The organism is Pseudomonas sp. 39004, from assembly GCF_028682155.1.
Taxonomy (GTDB): domain Bacteria; phylum Pseudomonadota; class Gammaproteobacteria; order Pseudomonadales; family Pseudomonadaceae; genus Aquipseudomonas; species Aquipseudomonas capeferrum.
In genome coordinates this window covers 17,872-33,072 of record NZ_JANIAG010000020.1, presented here as the reverse complement: position 1 = coordinate 33,072, position 15,201 = coordinate 17,872, and the positions used below count along the sequence as shown (strand labels likewise).

General features: G+C 64.0%; 16 protein-coding genes. 5 read left to right on the top strand and 11 right to left on the bottom strand.

Annotation, left to right across the window (positions count from 1 at the left end; all coding sequences use genetic code 11):
- Nucleotides 1–78: 78 nt before the first annotated feature.
- From NP534_RS05810 to NP534_RS05775, 8 genes are read right to left on the bottom strand one after another with little or no spacing between them, the layout of a single operon-like run.
- Nucleotides 79–1,077: a septal ring lytic transglycosylase RlpA family protein gene (locus NP534_RS05810; protein WP_274098097.1), complete on the bottom strand. Its 999-nt coding sequence runs from the start codon at nucleotides 1,075–1,077 to the stop codon at nucleotides 79–81.
- A complete protein-coding gene (mltB, locus tag NP534_RS05805) occupies nucleotides 1,077–2,087 on the bottom strand; it encodes a lytic murein transglycosylase B (protein WP_274098096.1) in 1,011 nt (336 codons plus the stop codon). The genes NP534_RS05810 and mltB overlap by 1 nt, the downstream gene beginning before the upstream one ends.
- 17 nt (nucleotides 2,088–2,104) lie before the next feature.
- Entirely contained in the window at nucleotides 2,105–3,208 is a 1,104-nt protein-coding gene (gene rodA / locus NP534_RS05800; protein WP_050506153.1) for a rod shape-determining protein RodA, read from the bottom strand.
- Between the two features lie 38 nt (nucleotides 3,209–3,246).
- A complete protein-coding gene (gene mrdA / locus NP534_RS05795) occupies nucleotides 3,247–5,136 on the bottom strand; it encodes a penicillin-binding protein 2 (protein ID WP_274098095.1) in 1,890 nt (629 codons plus the stop codon).
- 16 nt (nucleotides 5,137–5,152) lie between these two features.
- The gene (gene rlmH, locus NP534_RS05790; RefSeq protein ID WP_023382530.1) at nucleotides 5,153–5,620 is read right to left on the bottom strand and encodes a 23S rRNA (pseudouridine(1915)-N(3))-methyltransferase RlmH; all 468 of its coding nucleotides are present in this window, start codon (nucleotides 5,618–5,620) and stop codon (nucleotides 5,153–5,155) included.
- Between the two features lie 9 nt (nucleotides 5,621–5,629).
- On the bottom strand, nucleotides 5,630–6,049 hold the full coding sequence (gene rsfS / locus NP534_RS05785) for a ribosome silencing factor (protein ID WP_274098094.1): 420 nt from the start codon (nucleotides 6,047–6,049) through the stop codon (nucleotides 5,630–5,632).
- A 42-nt stretch (nucleotides 6,050–6,091) separates the two neighbouring features.
- Nucleotides 6,092–6,751, bottom strand: coding sequence for a nicotinate-nucleotide adenylyltransferase (gene nadD / locus NP534_RS05780; RefSeq protein WP_033701723.1), 660 nt, complete (start codon nucleotides 6,749–6,751; stop codon nucleotides 6,092–6,094).
- 1 nt (nucleotide 6,752) lies between these two features.
- Nucleotides 6,753–8,024: a glutamate-5-semialdehyde dehydrogenase gene (locus NP534_RS05775; RefSeq protein ID WP_274098093.1), complete on the bottom strand. Its 1,272-nt coding sequence runs from the start codon at nucleotides 8,022–8,024 to the stop codon at nucleotides 6,753–6,755.
- A gap of 262 nt (nucleotides 8,025–8,286) precedes the next feature.
- Here NP534_RS05775 and NP534_RS05770 point away from each other — a divergent pair, with 262 nt between their 5' ends.
- The gene (locus NP534_RS05770) at nucleotides 8,287–8,955 is read left to right on the top strand and encodes a DNA-3-methyladenine glycosylase (RefSeq protein WP_274098092.1); all 669 of its coding nucleotides are present in this window, start codon (nucleotides 8,287–8,289) and stop codon (nucleotides 8,953–8,955) included.
- 3 nt (nucleotides 8,956–8,958) lie between these two features.
- Nucleotides 8,959–10,275, top strand: coding sequence for a bifunctional DedA family/phosphatase PAP2 family protein (locus NP534_RS05765; RefSeq protein WP_274098091.1), 1,317 nt, complete (start codon nucleotides 8,959–8,961; stop codon nucleotides 10,273–10,275).
- Nucleotides 10,276–10,297: 22 nt separating this feature from the next.
- Here the strand turns inward: NP534_RS05765 and NP534_RS05760 are convergent, their stop codons facing one another.
- From NP534_RS05760 to NP534_RS05750, 3 genes are read right to left on the bottom strand one after another with little or no spacing between them, the layout of a single operon-like run.
- Entirely contained in the window at nucleotides 10,298–10,888 is a 591-nt protein-coding gene (locus NP534_RS05760) for an LON peptidase substrate-binding domain-containing protein (RefSeq protein ID WP_033701727.1), read from the bottom strand.
- A gap of 9 nt (nucleotides 10,889–10,897) precedes the next feature.
- Nucleotides 10,898–11,614 carry an LrgB family protein gene (locus tag NP534_RS05755; RefSeq protein WP_274098090.1) on the bottom strand — a complete coding sequence of 239 codons (717 nt, stop codon included), beginning with the start codon at nucleotides 11,612–11,614 and terminating at the stop codon, nucleotides 10,898–10,900.
- Entirely contained in the window at nucleotides 11,611–11,973 is a 363-nt protein-coding gene (locus NP534_RS05750) for a CidA/LrgA family protein (protein WP_033701729.1), read from the bottom strand. The genes NP534_RS05755 and NP534_RS05750 overlap by 4 nt, the downstream gene beginning before the upstream one ends.
- A 143-nt stretch (nucleotides 11,974–12,116) precedes the next feature.
- On the opposite strand from NP534_RS05750, the gene NP534_RS05745 reads away from it, so the two are divergent.
- The 3 genes from NP534_RS05745 (at nucleotide 12,117) to NP534_RS05735 (ending at nucleotide 15,036) form a co-directional block, all read left to right on the top strand.
- Nucleotides 12,117–12,572, top strand: a complete 456-nt coding sequence (locus NP534_RS05745) for a MaoC family dehydratase (RefSeq protein ID WP_274098089.1) — start codon at nucleotides 12,117–12,119, stop codon at nucleotides 12,570–12,572.
- A gap of 198 nt (nucleotides 12,573–12,770) precedes the next feature.
- Nucleotides 12,771–13,649: a 50S ribosomal protein L11 methyltransferase gene (gene prmA / locus NP534_RS05740; RefSeq protein ID WP_274098088.1), complete on the top strand. Its 879-nt coding sequence runs from the start codon at nucleotides 12,771–12,773 to the stop codon at nucleotides 13,647–13,649.
- Between the two features lie 40 nt (nucleotides 13,650–13,689).
- Nucleotides 13,690–15,036 (top strand): DUF3426 domain-containing protein, encoded by a 1,347-nt coding sequence (locus tag NP534_RS05735; RefSeq protein WP_274098087.1) that lies wholly within the window; start codon nucleotides 13,690–13,692, stop codon nucleotides 15,034–15,036.
- Nucleotides 15,037–15,201: the final 165 nt, after the last annotated feature.

Genomic DNA, 15,201 nt, shown 5'->3' with positions numbered 1-15,201 from the left:
GCAAGCCAAAAGGCAAAGCGGGCGCGCGCAGGCTCTTCTTGCAGCTTGCAGCTTGCAGCTCGTTGCTTGTAGCTGAGGTCAGTCTGTGACCAGCTTGGCCTGCCCCAAGTTCGCCAGGCGAATGCTGTCTTGCGCCTGCTGGATCTCACCTTGGCTGCCGATCGGCCCCAGACGCACGCGGTGCAGCGTCTGCTGGTTACGCACGATGGAGCTGATGAACACCGGCGCGCTGACCATGGTGCTCAGCTTCGAACGCAACAACTCGGCGGCGTCCGGGTTGGCGAAGGCGCCCACCTGCAGGAAGCTGCCGCCGTTGCCCGCCGGCACATTGTTGCCGCCGACTTGCACGGGCACGACAGGCGCCGCATGCTGTTGCGCTGGTGGGGTCCACTGCTCGACGCGGCCGGTGCTGGCCGGGATCGACTGGGTCTGCGCGACCTGAGGCTCCTTCAGCACCAACGGTGGCTGCTGGCCACGCTGGGCCCACCATTGTTGCGGGTCGATACCCTCGACACGCACATGCGCGGTGCCGATTTCGGCGTAGCCGAGCTTTTTCGCCGCCGCGTACGACAAGTCGATGATGCGGTCGGAATAGAACGGGCCACGGTCGTTGACCCGCAAGACCACGCTGCGGCCGTTGGCCAGGTTGGTCACCCGCACGTAGGCCGGCAGCGGCAAGGTCTTGTGCGCGGCGCTCATGCCGTACAGGTCATAGAGCTCGCCGTTGGCGGTGTTCTGCCCGTGGAACTTGGTGCCATACCACGACGCGGTACCCTCGGCGCGGTAGTTGCGCGACTCCTGCATCGGGTAGTAGGTCTTGCCCAGCACCGTGTACGGGTTGGCCTTGTAGTTGCCAGTGTGCACCGTCGGCGTGGCGTCGGGGATCTTGTTCACATCCACGTCCCACCACGGCGCACCGTCCTTGTGGGCACGGTTGATGTCCAGCCCGGGCTGCGTGCGCACGGTGTTACCGCTGCTCTGCGGGGTCGGGCGGCTGGAAGAACAGCTGGCCAGGGCCACGCCGACGGCGAGGCAAGTCAGCAGCTTGAAAGCGTTGGTAGAGATGATTGCGCGCATTACTTGACGCCCCGTGCTTGGACCAGCTGTTCCGAAAGCTGATGCACCGCCATGGCATACATCACGCTGCGGTTGTAGCGAGTGATTGCGTAGAAGTTCTTCAGGCCCATCCAGTACTCGGGGCCGTTTTCGCCCTCCAGGCGGAAGGCGGTAACCGGCAGATCATCGCGCAGCGCATCATGACTTGACCAGCCCAGCGCCCGCAACTCTCCGACCGTCTTCACTGGCTCGATACCGGTGGTCAGGCCTTCGTCGGCCCGCTCGCCCTGCACCATGGCACGGCTGACCACGCCCTCGCCGGCCACCCAGCCATGGCGCTTGAAGTAGCTGGCGACACTGCCGATGGCATCGTCCGGGTTGTTCCAGATATTGATGTGGCCATCGCCGTCGAAGTCCACGGCATAGTTGCGGAAACTGCTCGGCATAAACTGCGGCAGGCCCATGGCACCGGCGTAGGAACCCTTGAGCGTGAGCGGGTCAAGCTGCTCTTCGCGGGCCAGCAGCAGGAACTCGCGCAACTCCTTGCGGAAGAATTCGGCCCGCGGCGGGTAGTCGAAGCCCAGCGTCGACAGGGCGTCGATCACCCGGTAATTGCCGGTATTGCGGCCAAAGAAGGTCTCTACGCCGATGATCGAGACGATGACTTGCGCCGGCACCCCGAATTCCTGCTCGGCACGGGCCAGCACCGCTTCGTGCTGGCGCCAGAAGTCCACACCGCGGGCGATGCGCGCGTCGGTGATGAACATCGGCCGGTAGTCCTTCCACGGTTTGACCCGTTCGGCCGGCCGCGAGATGGCATCGAGGATCGACTGCTTACGCTGCACTTCGCGGAACACGCCGGTCAGCTGCTCACTGGCAAAGCCATAGTCACGGGCCATTTCGCCAACGAACTCGGCCACCTGGGGCGAGCCATCGTAGTCGCCGGCATGGGCCAGCTGGACAGCGCCGAACAGGCCCACCGCACCGATCCACGGCGTACAACGGGCAGCCCAGTTACGCACTGCTTGCATTAAATTCTTCACCTTATTCAAACCTGTGCGATCCATTTACGGTGCGTATGGATCGACATCAGAACGCCAAACGCTGACAGCAGCGTCACCAACGAAGTTCCGCCATAGCTGATGAAGGGCAGCGGCACGCCCACCACGGGCAGAAGGCCGCTGACCATACCGATATTGACGAACACGTATACAAAGAAAGTCATCGTCAGGCTGCCCGCCAGCAGCTTGCCGAACAGGGTCTGCGCCTGGGCCGTGATCATCAGCCCGCGGCCGATCAGCAGCAGGTAGACGATCAGCAGCAGGCAGATGCCGACCAGGCCGAACTCCTCACCCAGCACCGCAATGATGAAGTCGGTGTGGCTCTCGGGCAAAAAGTCCAGGTGCGACTGGGTGCCCAGCAGCCAGCCCTTGCCAAATACGCCGCCCGAGCCGATCGCGGCCTTGGACTGAATGATGTTCCAGCCGGTGCCCAGCGGGTCGCTTTCCGGGTCGAGGAAGGTCAGCACGCGCTGCTTCTGGTAGTCGTGCATGACGAAGAACCACATGGCAACCGCCACTGGCACCGCGGCGGCCACCACGCTGACGATCCAGCGCCAGCGCAGCCCACCCATGAACAGCACGAAGGCACCGGAGGCGAGAATCAGCAGCGCCGTGCCCAAGTCAGGCTGGCGGACGATCAGAATGAACGGCACGCCGATCAGCACCAGGCTGATCGCCACATGCTTGAGGTGCGGCGGCAAGGTGCGCTTGGACAGGTACCAGGCGATGGTCGCCGGCATGATGATCTTCATGAACTCCGAGGGCTGGAAGCGGATCACCCCCGGGATGTTGATCCAGCGCGTCGCACCCATGGCGTTGTGGCCCATGACGTCCACGACCACCAGCAACAGTACCCCCGTCAGGTAGGCCAACGGCACCCAGCGCGCCATGAAACGCGGCTCCAGCTGGGCGATGACGAACATCGACACCAGGCCGATACCGAACGAGGTGGCCTGCTTGAGCAGCAGGTCCCAGTTCTTGCCACTGGCCGAATAGAGTACGAACAGGCTGCCGGCCGCGAGGGCCAGCAGAATGACCAGCAACGGGCCGTCGATATGAATGCGCTGCAGAAAACTGGCGCGCCGACGCATCACATCCTCGCTGGAGAGCATGCGATCGAAATTGTTCATCACAGGGCCGATTCCTGGGTAACGGTGGCGGGAGCGAACTCGGTCTTGAGCCGGCCGTGCTCGTCGAGCAACCAGGCGTCCATGATCTGGCGCACCACCGGTGCGGCGACGCCAGAGCCGGACTCGCCGTTCTCGACCATCACCGAAATCACGATCTTCGGGTCATCGGCCGGTGCAAAGGCGACGAACAGGGCGTGGTCGCGGTGGCGTTCCTGAAGTTTGTTGCGGTCGTATTTTTCGCCTTGCTTGATCGCCACCACCTGGGCGGTACCGCTCTTGCCGGCGATGCGGTACTGGGCGCCAGCGGCAGCCTTGCGGGCGGTACCCCGGGCACCGTGCATCACCTGCTCCATGCCATGGGTAACCTTGGCCCAGTCCGACTTGTCCCGCAGGATGATGTTTTCCATGGGGTTGTCGTCCACCGGCGGCTGGCCTTCGATGGTCTTGGCCAGGTGCGGGCGATTCCACACGCCTTTGTTGGCGATCAACGCGGTGGCCTGGGCAAGCTGCAGCGGCGTGGCCTGCATGTAGCCCTGGCCGATACCGAGAATCAGGGTTTCGCCGGGGAACCAGGCCTGGCGGCGGGTGGCGCGCTTCCACTCACGCGACGGCATGAGCCCGGAAGATTCTTCGAACATGTCGAGGGATACCTTCTGACCAATGCCGAACTTGTTCATGTAGGTGGACAGGCGGTCGATGCCCATCTTGTGGGCAAGGTCGTAGAAGTAGGTGTCGTTGGAGCGCATGATCGCGGTATCCAGGTCGACCCAGCCATCGCCAGAGCGGTTCCAGTTACGGTATTTGTGATCGTAGTTGGGCAACTGGTAATAGCCTGGGTCGAACACCCGGCTGCCGGCATTGACCACGCCACTGTCCAGGCCGGCGATGGCCACCGCCGGCTTGATGGTCGAGCCGGGTGGGTACAGCCCGCGCAACACGCGATTGAACAGCGGCCGGTCGATCGAATCACGCAGCTCGGCATAGGCCTTGAAGCTGATGCCGGTGACGAACAGGTTGGGGTCGAAGCTCGGCTGGCTGACCATCGCCAGCACCTCACCCGTACGTGGATCGAGCGCAACTACCGCGCCACGCCGGCCGCCCAGGGCCGCTTCGGCGGCCTCCTGCAGCTTGATATCCAGGCTCAGGACGATGTCCTTGCCCGGCTTCGGGTCGGTACGCTTGAGCACCCGCAGCACCCGACCGCGGGCGTTGGTCTCGACTTCTTCGTAACCGACCTGACCGTGCAGGGCATCTTCGTAGAAGCGCTCGATACCGGTCTTGCCGATATGGTGCGTGCCGCTGTAATTCACCGGATCCAGGGTTTTCAGCTCTTTCTCGTTGATGCGCCCGACATACCCCACCGAGTGCGCGAAGTGCGCACCCTGCGGGTAGTGCCGCACCAACTGCGCGACCACTTCCACGCCCGGCAGGCGGAACTGGTTCACTGCCACCCGCGCAATCTGCTCTTCGTTGAGCTCGAACAGGATGGGCACCGGCTCGAACGGCCGGCGGCCTTGGCGCATGCGTTTTTCGAAGAGGGCGCGGTCGTCCGCTGTCAGCTCCAGCACTTCGACAATGTTGTCCAGCACCACCTGCCAGTCCCCTGCGCGTTCACGGGTCATGGACAGGCTGAAACTGGGCCGGTTATCGGCGATGATCACCCCGTTGCGGTCGAAGATCAGCCCGCGGGTCGGCGGGATCGGCTGCACATGCACCCGGTTGTTCTCCGACAGCGTCGAGTGGTAGTCGTACTGGATGATCTGCAGGTAATACAGCCGCGCGATCAAAACGCAGATAAGCAGCATGATCGCCACCGCGCCGACCACGACGCGGTTACGCACCAGGCGGGCGTCTTTCTCGTGGTCCTTGAGACGGATCGGCTGCGACATCGGACTGCTTACAGGCTCATTTGTGGTAAGGGTGCCCGGACAACACGGTCCAGGCGCGGTAGATCTGCTCGCCGATGAGTATCCTTACCAACGGGTGCGGCAACGTCAGCGGCGACAGCGACCAGCGTTGCTCGGCGCGCGCGCAGACCTCAGGCGCCAGCCCTTCCGGGCCGCCAACCATCAAATTCACCGTGCGCGCATCCAGGCGCCAGCGGTCCAGCTCGGTCGCCAGTTGCTCGGTACTCCAGGGCTTGCCATGGACCTCGAGGGTGACGATGCGTTCCCCAGGCTGCACCTTGCTCAGCATGGCCTCGCCCTCCTGACGGATCAGGCGAGCGACGTCGGCATTCTTGCCACGGGTATTCAGCGGGATTTCCACCAGCTCGAGCGACAGCTCCGGGGGCAGGCGCTTGGCATATTCATGCCAACCGTCCTCGACCCACTTGGGCATGCGCGAGCCGACCGCGATCAGGCGCAGACGCACGACGCTTCCTTATTCCCGGTCTTTGAGCTTGTCGGAGTACTCGTGGGCGTGCTCCGGGTTGTGGTGCTTGCCATCGGCAGCACGGCTCAGCTCGGCACCCTTCCACAGGCGCTCCAGGTCGTAGAACTGGCGGGCAGCGGCGGTCATCATGTGCACAATGACATCGTTCAGGTCGAGCAGCACCCAGTCGCTGTCGCCCTTGCCTTCTTCGCCCAGCGGCTGAACGCCCTTACTCTTGACCGCTTCGCGGACCTTTTCCAGCATCGCACTGATCTGGCGGTTGGAGGTACCGGTGGCAATGATCATGTAATCGGTCAGGCTGTGTTTTTCGCTGACGTCGATGACCTGGATGTCCTGGGCCTTGACGTCTTCCAGCGCGGTAATGGTCAGTTGGACCAGTTCTTCGCCGTGAATTTTCTGCTTGTTCATATAAAACTCGTTCAACTTGTTGGATGAGGTGCCGGAGCACCGTCAGTTAGGCACACGATACAGTTCGTGCGCCTCGATGTAGGCCAGTACGGCGTCCGGCACCAGGAACCTCACCGACTTGCCGCTGGCCAGCAGCTGTCGGATCTGTGTAGCCGACACCGCAAGCGGGGTCTGCCAGACGAACGAAATATTTCCCGCCGGGCCGGACATGGCGGTGGGATCGCTCTCGGAGCGCGCAGCCAGCAGGTTGCGCAGCTCGTCAGGGGGTTCTACGTCGGCATCCGGGCGTTGCAGCACCAGGATGTGACAGTGTTGCAGCAGTTCTTCCCAGCGGTGCCAGCCTGGCAAGCCACAAAAGGCATCCCAGCCCAGCACCAGGAACAACTGGTCGTGCGTGCCCAGTTCGGCGCGGATCGACTCCAGTGTGTCGATGGTGTAAGACGGCTTGTCGCGCGCGAGCTCGCGGGCGTCCACACTCAGGCGCTCGACACCCTGCACGGCGCTTTGCACCATCGCCAGGCGGTCCTGCGCGGCCACTTGCGGCGTGTCGCGGTGCGGCGGCCGGGCGTTGGGCAGCAGGCGCAACTCGTCCAACGCCATGAGCTCGGCCACTTCCAGCGCGCTGCGCAAGTGGCCGATGTGCACGGGGTCGAAGGTGCCGCCTAGAATGCCGATGCGCCGGACTGCCTGGGCCTTGCTCAACTCAGCAGGACTCCTGGCCGCGCAGCTGGCCGTCGCCGATCACCACGTACTTCTCGCAGGTCAGCCCTTCCAGGCCGACCGGGCCGCGGGCATGCAGCTTGTCGGTGGAAATACCGATCTCCGCACCCAGGCCGTACTCGAAACCGTCGGCAAAGCAGGTCGGGGTATTGAGCATCACCGACGCTGAGTCGACCTCGGCCATGAACTGGCGGGCCTGGCCCTGGTGCTCGGTGATGATTGAATCGGTGTGGTGCGAGCCATAGTGGTTGATGTGCTCGATGGCCTGGTCCAGGTCATCGACCACACGAATCGACAGGATCGCATCCAGGTACTCGGTGTGCCAGTCGTCTTCGCTGGCCGGCTTGGCGTCGATGAACGCACGCGTGCGCTCGCAGCCACGCAGTTCGACGCCCTTTTCCTGGAAACGGCGGGCCATTTCCGGCAGGAACCGTTCGGCTACGCGCTGGTCGACCAGCAGGGTTTCCATGGCGCCACAGATGCCGTAGCGGTAGGTCTTGGCGTTGAAGGCGACGCGCCAGGCCTTGTCCAGGTCGGCGTGCTCGCTGACATAGACATGGCAGATGCCGTCCAGGTGCTTGATCACCGGCACCCGCGCATCGCGGCTGATACGCTCGATCAGGCCACGGCCGCCGCGCGGCACGATGACATCGACGAACTCGGGCATGCTGATCAGCGCGCCCACGGCTTCGCGGTCGGTGGTCTCGACCACCTGCACCACTGCCGCCGGCAGGCCGGCCTCGGCCAGGCCGCGCTGGATGCAGGTGGCGATGGCACGGTTGGAGTGGATTGCTTCGGAGCCGCCACGCAGGATGGTCGCGTTGCCGGATTTAAGGCACAGGCTGGCAGCGTCGATGGTCACGTTCGGGCGTGATTCGTAGATGATCCCGATCACCCCCAGCGGAGCGCGCATCTTGCCGACCTGAATACCCGATGGGCGGTAGCTCATGTCGCGGATGGCACCGACCGGGTCCGCCAGGCTGGCCACCTGGCGCAAGCCGGTGATCATGCCGTCGATACGCGCCGGGGTCAGCGCCAGGCGGTCGAGCAGCGCTGGCTCCAGGCCATTGCCGCGGCCGGCGGCCAGGTCCAGCTCGTTGGCGGCGGTCAGCTCGGCGCGTGCGGCGTCCAAAGCGTCAGCGGCCGCTTGCAAGGCGCGGTTCTTCTGCGCGGTGCTGGCACGGCCGATCACCCGGGAAGCCTGGCGAGCAGCGCGACCCAAACGGGTCATGTAGTCAAGAACGGACTCAGTCATGGGTTCGGTGTCTTGGCGAAGGGGAAATCGGCTGATTATAACTGGCGCGCAGGTGTACGCCCAGCGGCGGCTGGCGGATGGTAGAAAATGGCTGTTCTCGGCTTGGTATTTTCAGTGCCTGTGAGGGCGAGCACCGCGCTTCCCAAGGCAAAAATCACCCTGGCGCGAAACATATCGATACCAATGAATCAGGGCACTGGTTCAGCCTCGATTAAGCCATTCATTGCTATTATCCCCGCCTTTCCACCGACGAACTGCCAGCATGCCAGCCCTGCCCGACAGCTTTTTCGACCGTGACGCCCAAACCCTGGCCAAGGCCCTGCTGGGCAAGGTCATCCGCCATCGCCAAGGCGACCTGTGGCTGGCGGCACGCATCATCGAGACCGAGGCGTACTACCTTACCGACAAAGGCAGCCATGCATCGCTCGGCTACACCGAAAAACGCAAGGCGCTGTTCCTCGACGGCGGGCACATCTATATGTACTACGCCCGCGGTGGCGACTCACTGAACTTCAGCGCCCAAGGCCCGGGCAACGCCGTGCTGATCAAATCCGCCTACCCTTGGCAGGATGCGATCTCAGGCGCCAACAGCCTGGCGCAGATGCAGTTGAACAACCCCGATGCCAGCGGCAACCTGCGCCCGGCCGAGCGCCTGTGCGCCGGCCAGACCCTGCTGTGCCGTGCACTGGGCTTGAAAGTGCCGCACTGGGACGCCCAACGGTTCGACCCCGAGCGGTTCTACGTCGACGATTGCGGCATCGCCGTACCACGGGTGATCCAGGCCGCCCGCCTGGGCATCCCACACGGGCGCGACGAACACCTGCCGTACCGCTTCGTCGACGCCGAATACGCCCGCGCCTGTACGCGGAACCCGTTGCGTCGCGGCCAAGTCGAAGGCCAAGACTTCTTCATACTCGAACAAGGAAGCTGACACATGGGCCAATGGCTCGACAGCCTGACCGGCTGGCTAAGCGCCAACCCACAGTGGCTTGGCCTGGCGATTTTCCTGGTGGCCTGCATTGAATGCCTGGCCATTGCCGGCATCATCGTGCCTGGCACGGTACTGCTGTTCGCGGTCGCCGTGCTGGCCGGCAGCGGCGCCTTCAGCCTGGGCGAAACCCTGCTGCTGGGCTTTCTCGGCGGTTTGCTGGGCGACGCGCTGTCATACACCGTCGGCAAGTATTTCCACCAGAACATCCGGCGCCTGCCGCTGCTGCGCCACCACCCGGAATGGATCGGCAGCGCCGAGGCCTACTTCCAGCGTTATGGCATCGCCAGCCTGCTGGTGGGGCGCTTCATCGGGCCGCTGCGGCCCATGCTGCCAATGGTCGCCGGCATGTTCGACATGCCGCTGCCGCGCTTCATCGCCGTCAGCCTGGTGGCCGGCGCCGGCTGGTCGGTCGCCTACCTGCTGCCAGGCTGGGCCACCGGCGCGGCCATGCGTCTGCCGCTACCGGAAGGCTTCTGGCTGGATGCAGGCATCATCGCCGGCACTCTGGCAGTCATCATCGGCCTTAGCCTGACCACCAGCATTCGTGACCAGCGCCATGGAACACGACTGATCGCCGGCATGAGCTTCGCAGCCCTGGCCGGGGTATTCCTGGGCTGGCCGTACCTGCACGAATTCGACCAGGGCGTGATGACACTGGTGCAGGAGCACCGCAGCCAGGCCGTTGACGGCGTTGTGGTGCTGGTGACCCGGCTAGGCGATTTTCGCACCCAGTTCTTTCTCGGCGGGCTGCTGACCGGCCTGCTGCTGCTCGCCCGGCAATGGCGCCACGCCCTGTTTGCCGGCGGCGCCTTGATGGGGACGGCGCTAGCCAACGGCACGCTGAAATGGCTGTTCGCCCGCGCGCGCCCCGAGGTGCTGACCGACCCGCTGACGAGTTACAGCATGCCCAGCGGCCACAGCTCGGCGTCGTTCGCGTTCTTTCTGGTGATGGCGGTGCTGGCCGGGCGCGGTCAACCGCCGCGGATGCGCCTGACCTGGGTGATGCTGGGGTGCATCCCCGCCCTGGCGATCGCCTTGTCGCGGGTATACCTGGGGGCGCACTGGCCGACCGACATTCTGGCCGGCGCCCTGCTGGCGTGCTGCGTCTGTGCGTTGAGCCTGACCTTGTCGCAGTACCGCCAACCGCTTACCGCACTGCCGCTGCGGGTGTGGTGGCTGGTGCTGCCGGCGTGTATTGCGTTGCTGGCGTTCTTTGCCATGCACGCATTGCCGCAGGCGCTGCTGCGCTATCAGTACTGAGGCCGACTGAAGCACCGCAGCATCAGGCAAACAACTCGCCCTGGATGCGCTCCAGCAGCCGCTGGATCTCTTCCAGGCGCAACTGCGGCGAATCGATCGCCAGCAAATCGAGCTTGTCCTCTTCCATGAACGGCAGCAGGTACGCCAACTGATTGGCCAACGCCTGCCGCCCGTCCACCGGTCGCGGCATGTCCAGCGCCTCGACCATCGGGTGCTCGCCCAAGGCCACCAGCAACGCCAGCAGATCTTCGTCCGGCTCGCCCACCGGGCTGTCCGCCAACTCCGGCAGCCATTGCACCTGGCCCACCAGCAACTGGTCCTTCTGCACCTCGGTCTGCTCCAGGCTGAAACGCCGCACACCTTCGACGCGGATCCCCAGCAGGCCGTTATCCTGCTGCACGAAGTCGCGGATCATCGCTTCGCAGCCGATCGAAGCCACCACCGGCGGCGCCTTGCCGACCTGCTCGCCTTCAAGGATGCACACCACACCAAAGCCCGCCCCCTGCTTCATGCAGCGGCTGATCATGTCCAGGTAACGCGCCTCGAAAATCTGCAAATCGAGAAAACAGCCGGGAAACAGCACGGTATTGAGGGGAAACAGCGGTAGCGTCATCACAACTCCTCAAGCCACCAGGCTGACCGCCAGCGGCAGGAACACCGCCGTGGCCACCCCCATCAGGCTCATCGCCAGCGCGGCAAAAGCGCCGCATTCATCACTCTCCTGCAAGGCTACCGAAGTGCCCACCGCATGCGCGGTAACGCCCAGCGACATACCACGCGCTTCAGGGCTGTGCACACCCAGCCGGGTCAGCAGCGCCGGGCCGAAGATTGCGCCAATCACCCCGGTGATCAACACGAACACCGCAGCCAGTGCGGCCACCCCGCCGATCTGCTCAGCCACCAGCATGGCGATCGGCGAAGTCACCGATTTTGGCGCCATGGTCATCAGGATCATGTGCTCGGCACCGAACCACCAGCCCAGCAGCAGGCAGCAGACGGTGGCGAACAGGCCCCCGACTACCAGCGTAGTAAATGTCGGCCAGAACAGTTGGCGGATCCGCCGCAGGTTGAGATAGAGCGGCACAGCCAGGGCCACGGTGGCAGGCCCCAGTAGCGTGTTCATGATTTCGGTGCTTTTGCGGTACTCGCTGTAGTCGATGCCACACACGAGCAGCACCCCGATCACCAGCAGCATCGAGACCAGCACCGGCTGCAGGAAGATCCAGCGGGTCTTCTCGTACGCCGCGAGCACCACCTGGTAAGCCCCCAGGGTAATGCCGATACCAAACAAGGGGTGGTGGATGACCGCGTCGAGCACGCCTTGCCAGTCGAGCATCATGGCTGCTCCTCGCGCTTGCCCTGGCGATGGATGAGCTTTTGCATCAGCACGCCGACGAATACCAAGGTCAGCAGGCACGAAATGAACAGCGCACCGGCGATCGCCCAGAAGTCGGCAGCAATATCCTTGGCATACACCATCACCCCCACCGCCGGAGGCACCAGCAACAGGGGCAGGTAACGCAGCAGGCTGCCGGCAGCCTCGTTGAGCGGCTTGCCCACCTCACCCCGGGCCATCAGGAAGGCCAGCAGCAACAGCAAGCCGATGATCGGCCCCGGTAAAAACGGCACAAACAGGTGATTGATCGCCGTACCCAGCAGTTGGAACAGCACCAGCCAGGTCAAACCACGCAACAGCATAAGCATCTCCCTCGGGCATGGCGGCCATTATAAGCACGCTGCAGCTATAAGCCGATATTCGCCGAAAAACGCATAACTTGACTGAAACGGTTCGCCGTGCTGATCTTGCACTTTCGTACCAAATGACAACCTGGAGAGTCGCGATGCCTTATGTACCGGTTACAGAGCTTTCGCAGTACGTTGGCAAGGAACTCGGACGTTCCGAATGGCTGACGATCGACCAGCAGCGCATCAACCTGTTTGCCGAGGCCACAGGCGATTTCCAGTTCATTCACGTCGACCCGGAAAAGGCGGCGAAAACACCCTTTGGCGGCACCATTGCCCATGGTTTTCTGACGTTGTCGCTGATCCCCAAGCTGATCGAGGACATCCTGGTCCTGCCACAAGGGCTGAAGATGGTGGTGAACTATGGGTTGGACAGCGTACGGTTCATCCAGCCAGTCAAGGTCGACAGCAAGGTGCGGCTGAAGGTGGACCTGGCTGAAGTGGTGGAGAAGAAGCCGGGGCAATGGTTGCTCAAGGCGATTGCAACGTTGGAAATCGAGGATGAAGACAAGCCTGCCTATATAGCTGAGTCGCTTTCGCTCTGTTTCGTCTAGGCACCACGATAACTGTGGGAGCAACTGTCTTGTGCTTGCTCTGCCATCGCCGGGGCCGCTCTGCGGCCCATTCGCGACACAAGGCCGCTCCTACAGGGTCCGCGCCTGGTCTTCTCTACAAACCCTGCGCACTCGCGTAAACTGCCAGCCTTCGCGCAGCCTCGGGCTGCCCCTGTCGATTTACCAAAGGTGCCCGCCATGCCCTGGCTGCAAGTACGCCTGGCCATCAGCCCGGAACAAGCCGAAACCTACGAAGACGCGCTGCTTGAAGTCGGCGCCGTCTCGGTCACGTTCGTGGACGCAGAAGACCAACCGATCTTCGAACCGGACCTCAACACCACGCCCCTGTGGTCGCACACCCATTTGCTGGCCCTGTTCGAGGCCGATGCCGAACCCGAGCAGGTGTTCGCCCACGTCCGCCTGCTGACCGGCGCCGAGCTGCCCGAGCACCAGGCCGAAGTGATCGAAGACCAGGACTGGGAGCGCAGCTGGATGGACAACTTCCAGCCGATGCGCTTCGGCCGCCGCCTGTGGATCGTGCCAAGCTGGCACGAAGCCCCGGAGAAGGACGCAGTCAACCTGCTGCTCGACCCGGGCCTGGCGTTTGGCACCGGCACGCACCCGACCACCGCCCTGTGCCTGGAATGGCTCGACGGCCAGCAACTCGAAGGCACCCACGTGCTGGACTTCGGCTGCGGCTCGGGAATTCTGGCCATCGCGGCGCTGCTGCTGGGCGCCCGCGAAGCGGTCGGCACCGACATCGACGTGCAGGCGCTGGAAGCCTCGCGCGACAACGCCGGGCGCAACGGCATCGCTGACGCACAGTTCCCCCTGTACCTGCCCGAGCACATGCCGGCCATGCAAGCCGACGTACTGGTCGCCAACATCCTGGCCGGCCCGCTGGTCGCGCTGGCGCCACAGTTGTCTGGCCTGGTTCGCCCTGGCGGCCTGCTGGCACTGTCGGGCATCCTTGCCGAGCAAGGCGAGGAAGTGGCCGCTGCATACGCCGCCGACTTCGAGCTGGACCCGATCGCCGTACGCGATGGTTGGGTGCGCATCAGTGGTCGCCGCCGTTAAGCGGGCCTAGAATAACCTCTGTACAACCCCGGATCGCCGCATGACCGACAGTTTCGTCACCCAGTGCCCGCATTGCCAGACCAGCTTTCGCGTCACCCATCACCAGTTGAGTGTGGCGCGCGGGGTGGTGCGTTGCGGCCATTGCCTGCAGGTGTTCAACGCCGCAAAGCAACTGCTGGAGCAGAACCGTACCGATGCCGCCAGCACCCCCGTGGTGCCGGCCGCGCCTGCCGAACCGGTCGCCGAGCCTGCGGTTACGCCCGATCCGCCCATCAGCGAGCGCCCACCCGCCATTGAGGAAGACTGGGTGCTCACCGCCCAGGCCCTCGATGAACTGGACCTGGACCAGGAGCTGGCCCGCCTTGAACGTCGCGGCGACCCTGCCGCCGCTCGCCCGGTCAAGCCGGACAACGGCTTGCAGGCCCGCCGTGACGAGCATCAGCCGGACACGCATGCCGACACCCTGTTCGGCAACGCCACCGACGACCGCTTCGAGCCGCAGCAGGCGCCCGCGCCTGCACCGGTGCTGCTGGAACAGGAACCTCTGGACCTGGAGCCGGCCCCGGGCGATCGCACCGAGCCTACCCTGGGCGGCCATCTGGACCTGGACATCGACGATGAACCGCCTGTACGCCGGGACATCGAGGCCGATGAGCACCATGCGTTCGTCAGCGAGCACTTCGCCGCCAGCGATGATGCTCCCCCTGAAAAGGGCCTGAGCGCCCGCGACGACGACGAACTGGACCTGCACCTGTCGGCCCGTCACGACGACCCTGACGCGCCGCTGCCCGGCGAACGCCTGGAGCCAGGCCTGTCCAGCAAACCCGAGCGTGCACCGCGCAAGGAGCCGCTGGTTGACGTGGTCGACGACCCGCTGCAGCTGGGCTGGGAAAAACCCCAGCCGAACTGGGGCAAGCGCCTGCTGTGGGGCTGCCTGACGCTGTTGGCCGCCGGCCTGCTGGCGTTCCAGTACGTCTGGTTCCACTTCGACGAGATGGCCCGCCAAGACCAGTACCGGCCGATCTTCCAGCAGTTGTGCCCGGTATTCGGCTGCCAGGTGCCGACCCGCGTCGACATCGCCCGCATCAAGAGCAGCAACCTGGTGGTGCGCAGCCATCCGGACTTCAAGGGTGCGCTGATCGTCGATGCGATCATCTACAACCGCGCGCCCTTCGCTCAGCCGTTCCCGCTGCTGGAGCTGCGCTTCGCCGACCTCAATGGCCAATTGATCGCCAGCCGGCGCTTCAAACCCAGCGAGTACCTCTCCGGCGAACTGGCCGGGCGTGGCGAAATGCCCAGCCAGACCCCAATCCACATCGCCCTGGACATCCTCGACCCGGGCCCCAAGGCCGTGAACTACAGCCTCAGCTTCCGCTCGCCGGAATAAGCGACAAGCGGCTAGCTGCAAGCCACAAGGCAAGAAGCCAGACCACGGCTGCTTTTGTCTTGCCGCTTGAAGCTTGCAGCTTGAAGCTCAAAGTCATAAGCCGACAACTGTTCAGATTTTATCCAAATCCATCTTTATCCGGTCACCGAGAGCGGGTATCATGCC

What these genes read in the sequence shown, in the direction of transcription:
- NP534_RS05765 (WP_274098091.1), top strand. Translation starts at nt 8,959, where the DNA reads ATGGGCCAATGGCTCGACAGCCTGACCGGCTGGCTAAGCGCCAACCCA.
- mrdA (WP_274098095.1), bottom strand. Translation starts at nt 5,136, where the DNA reads ATGTCGCAGCCGATCCGTCTCAAGGACCACGAGAAAGACGCCCGCCTG.
- NP534_RS05775 (WP_274098093.1), bottom strand. Translation starts at nt 8,024, where the DNA reads ATGACTGAGTCCGTTCTTGACTACATGACCCGTTTGGGTCGCGCTGCT.
- NP534_RS05745 (WP_274098089.1), top strand. Translation starts at nt 12,117, where the DNA reads ATGCCTTATGTACCGGTTACAGAGCTTTCGCAGTACGTTGGCAAGGAA.
- NP534_RS05760 (WP_033701727.1), bottom strand. Translation starts at nt 10,888, where the DNA reads ATGACGCTACCGCTGTTTCCCCTCAATACCGTGCTGTTTCCCGGCTGT.
- NP534_RS05770 (WP_274098092.1), top strand. Translation starts at nt 8,287, where the DNA reads ATGCCAGCCCTGCCCGACAGCTTTTTCGACCGTGACGCCCAAACCCTG.
- NP534_RS05735 (WP_274098087.1), top strand. Translation starts at nt 13,690, where the DNA reads ATGACCGACAGTTTCGTCACCCAGTGCCCGCATTGCCAGACCAGCTTT.
- rodA (WP_050506153.1), bottom strand. Translation starts at nt 3,208, where the DNA reads ATGCGTCGGCGCGCCAGTTTTCTGCAGCGCATTCATATCGACGGCCCG.
- NP534_RS05810 (WP_274098097.1), bottom strand. Translation starts at nt 1,077, where the DNA reads ATGCGCGCAATCATCTCTACCAACGCTTTCAAGCTGCTGACTTGCCTC.
- rsfS (WP_274098094.1), bottom strand. Translation starts at nt 6,049, where the DNA reads ATGAACAAGCAGAAAATTCACGGCGAAGAACTGGTCCAACTGACCATT.
- mltB (WP_274098096.1), bottom strand. Translation starts at nt 2,087, where the DNA reads ATGCAAGCAGTGCGTAACTGGGCTGCCCGTTGTACGCCGTGGATCGGT.
- NP534_RS05750 (WP_033701729.1), bottom strand. Translation starts at nt 11,973, where the DNA reads ATGCTGTTGCGTGGTTTGACCTGGCTGGTGCTGTTCCAACTGCTGGGT.
- NP534_RS05755 (WP_274098090.1), bottom strand. Translation starts at nt 11,614, where the DNA reads ATGATGCTCGACTGGCAAGGCGTGCTCGACGCGGTCATCCACCACCCC.
- prmA (WP_274098088.1), top strand. Translation starts at nt 12,771, where the DNA reads ATGCCCTGGCTGCAAGTACGCCTGGCCATCAGCCCGGAACAAGCCGAA.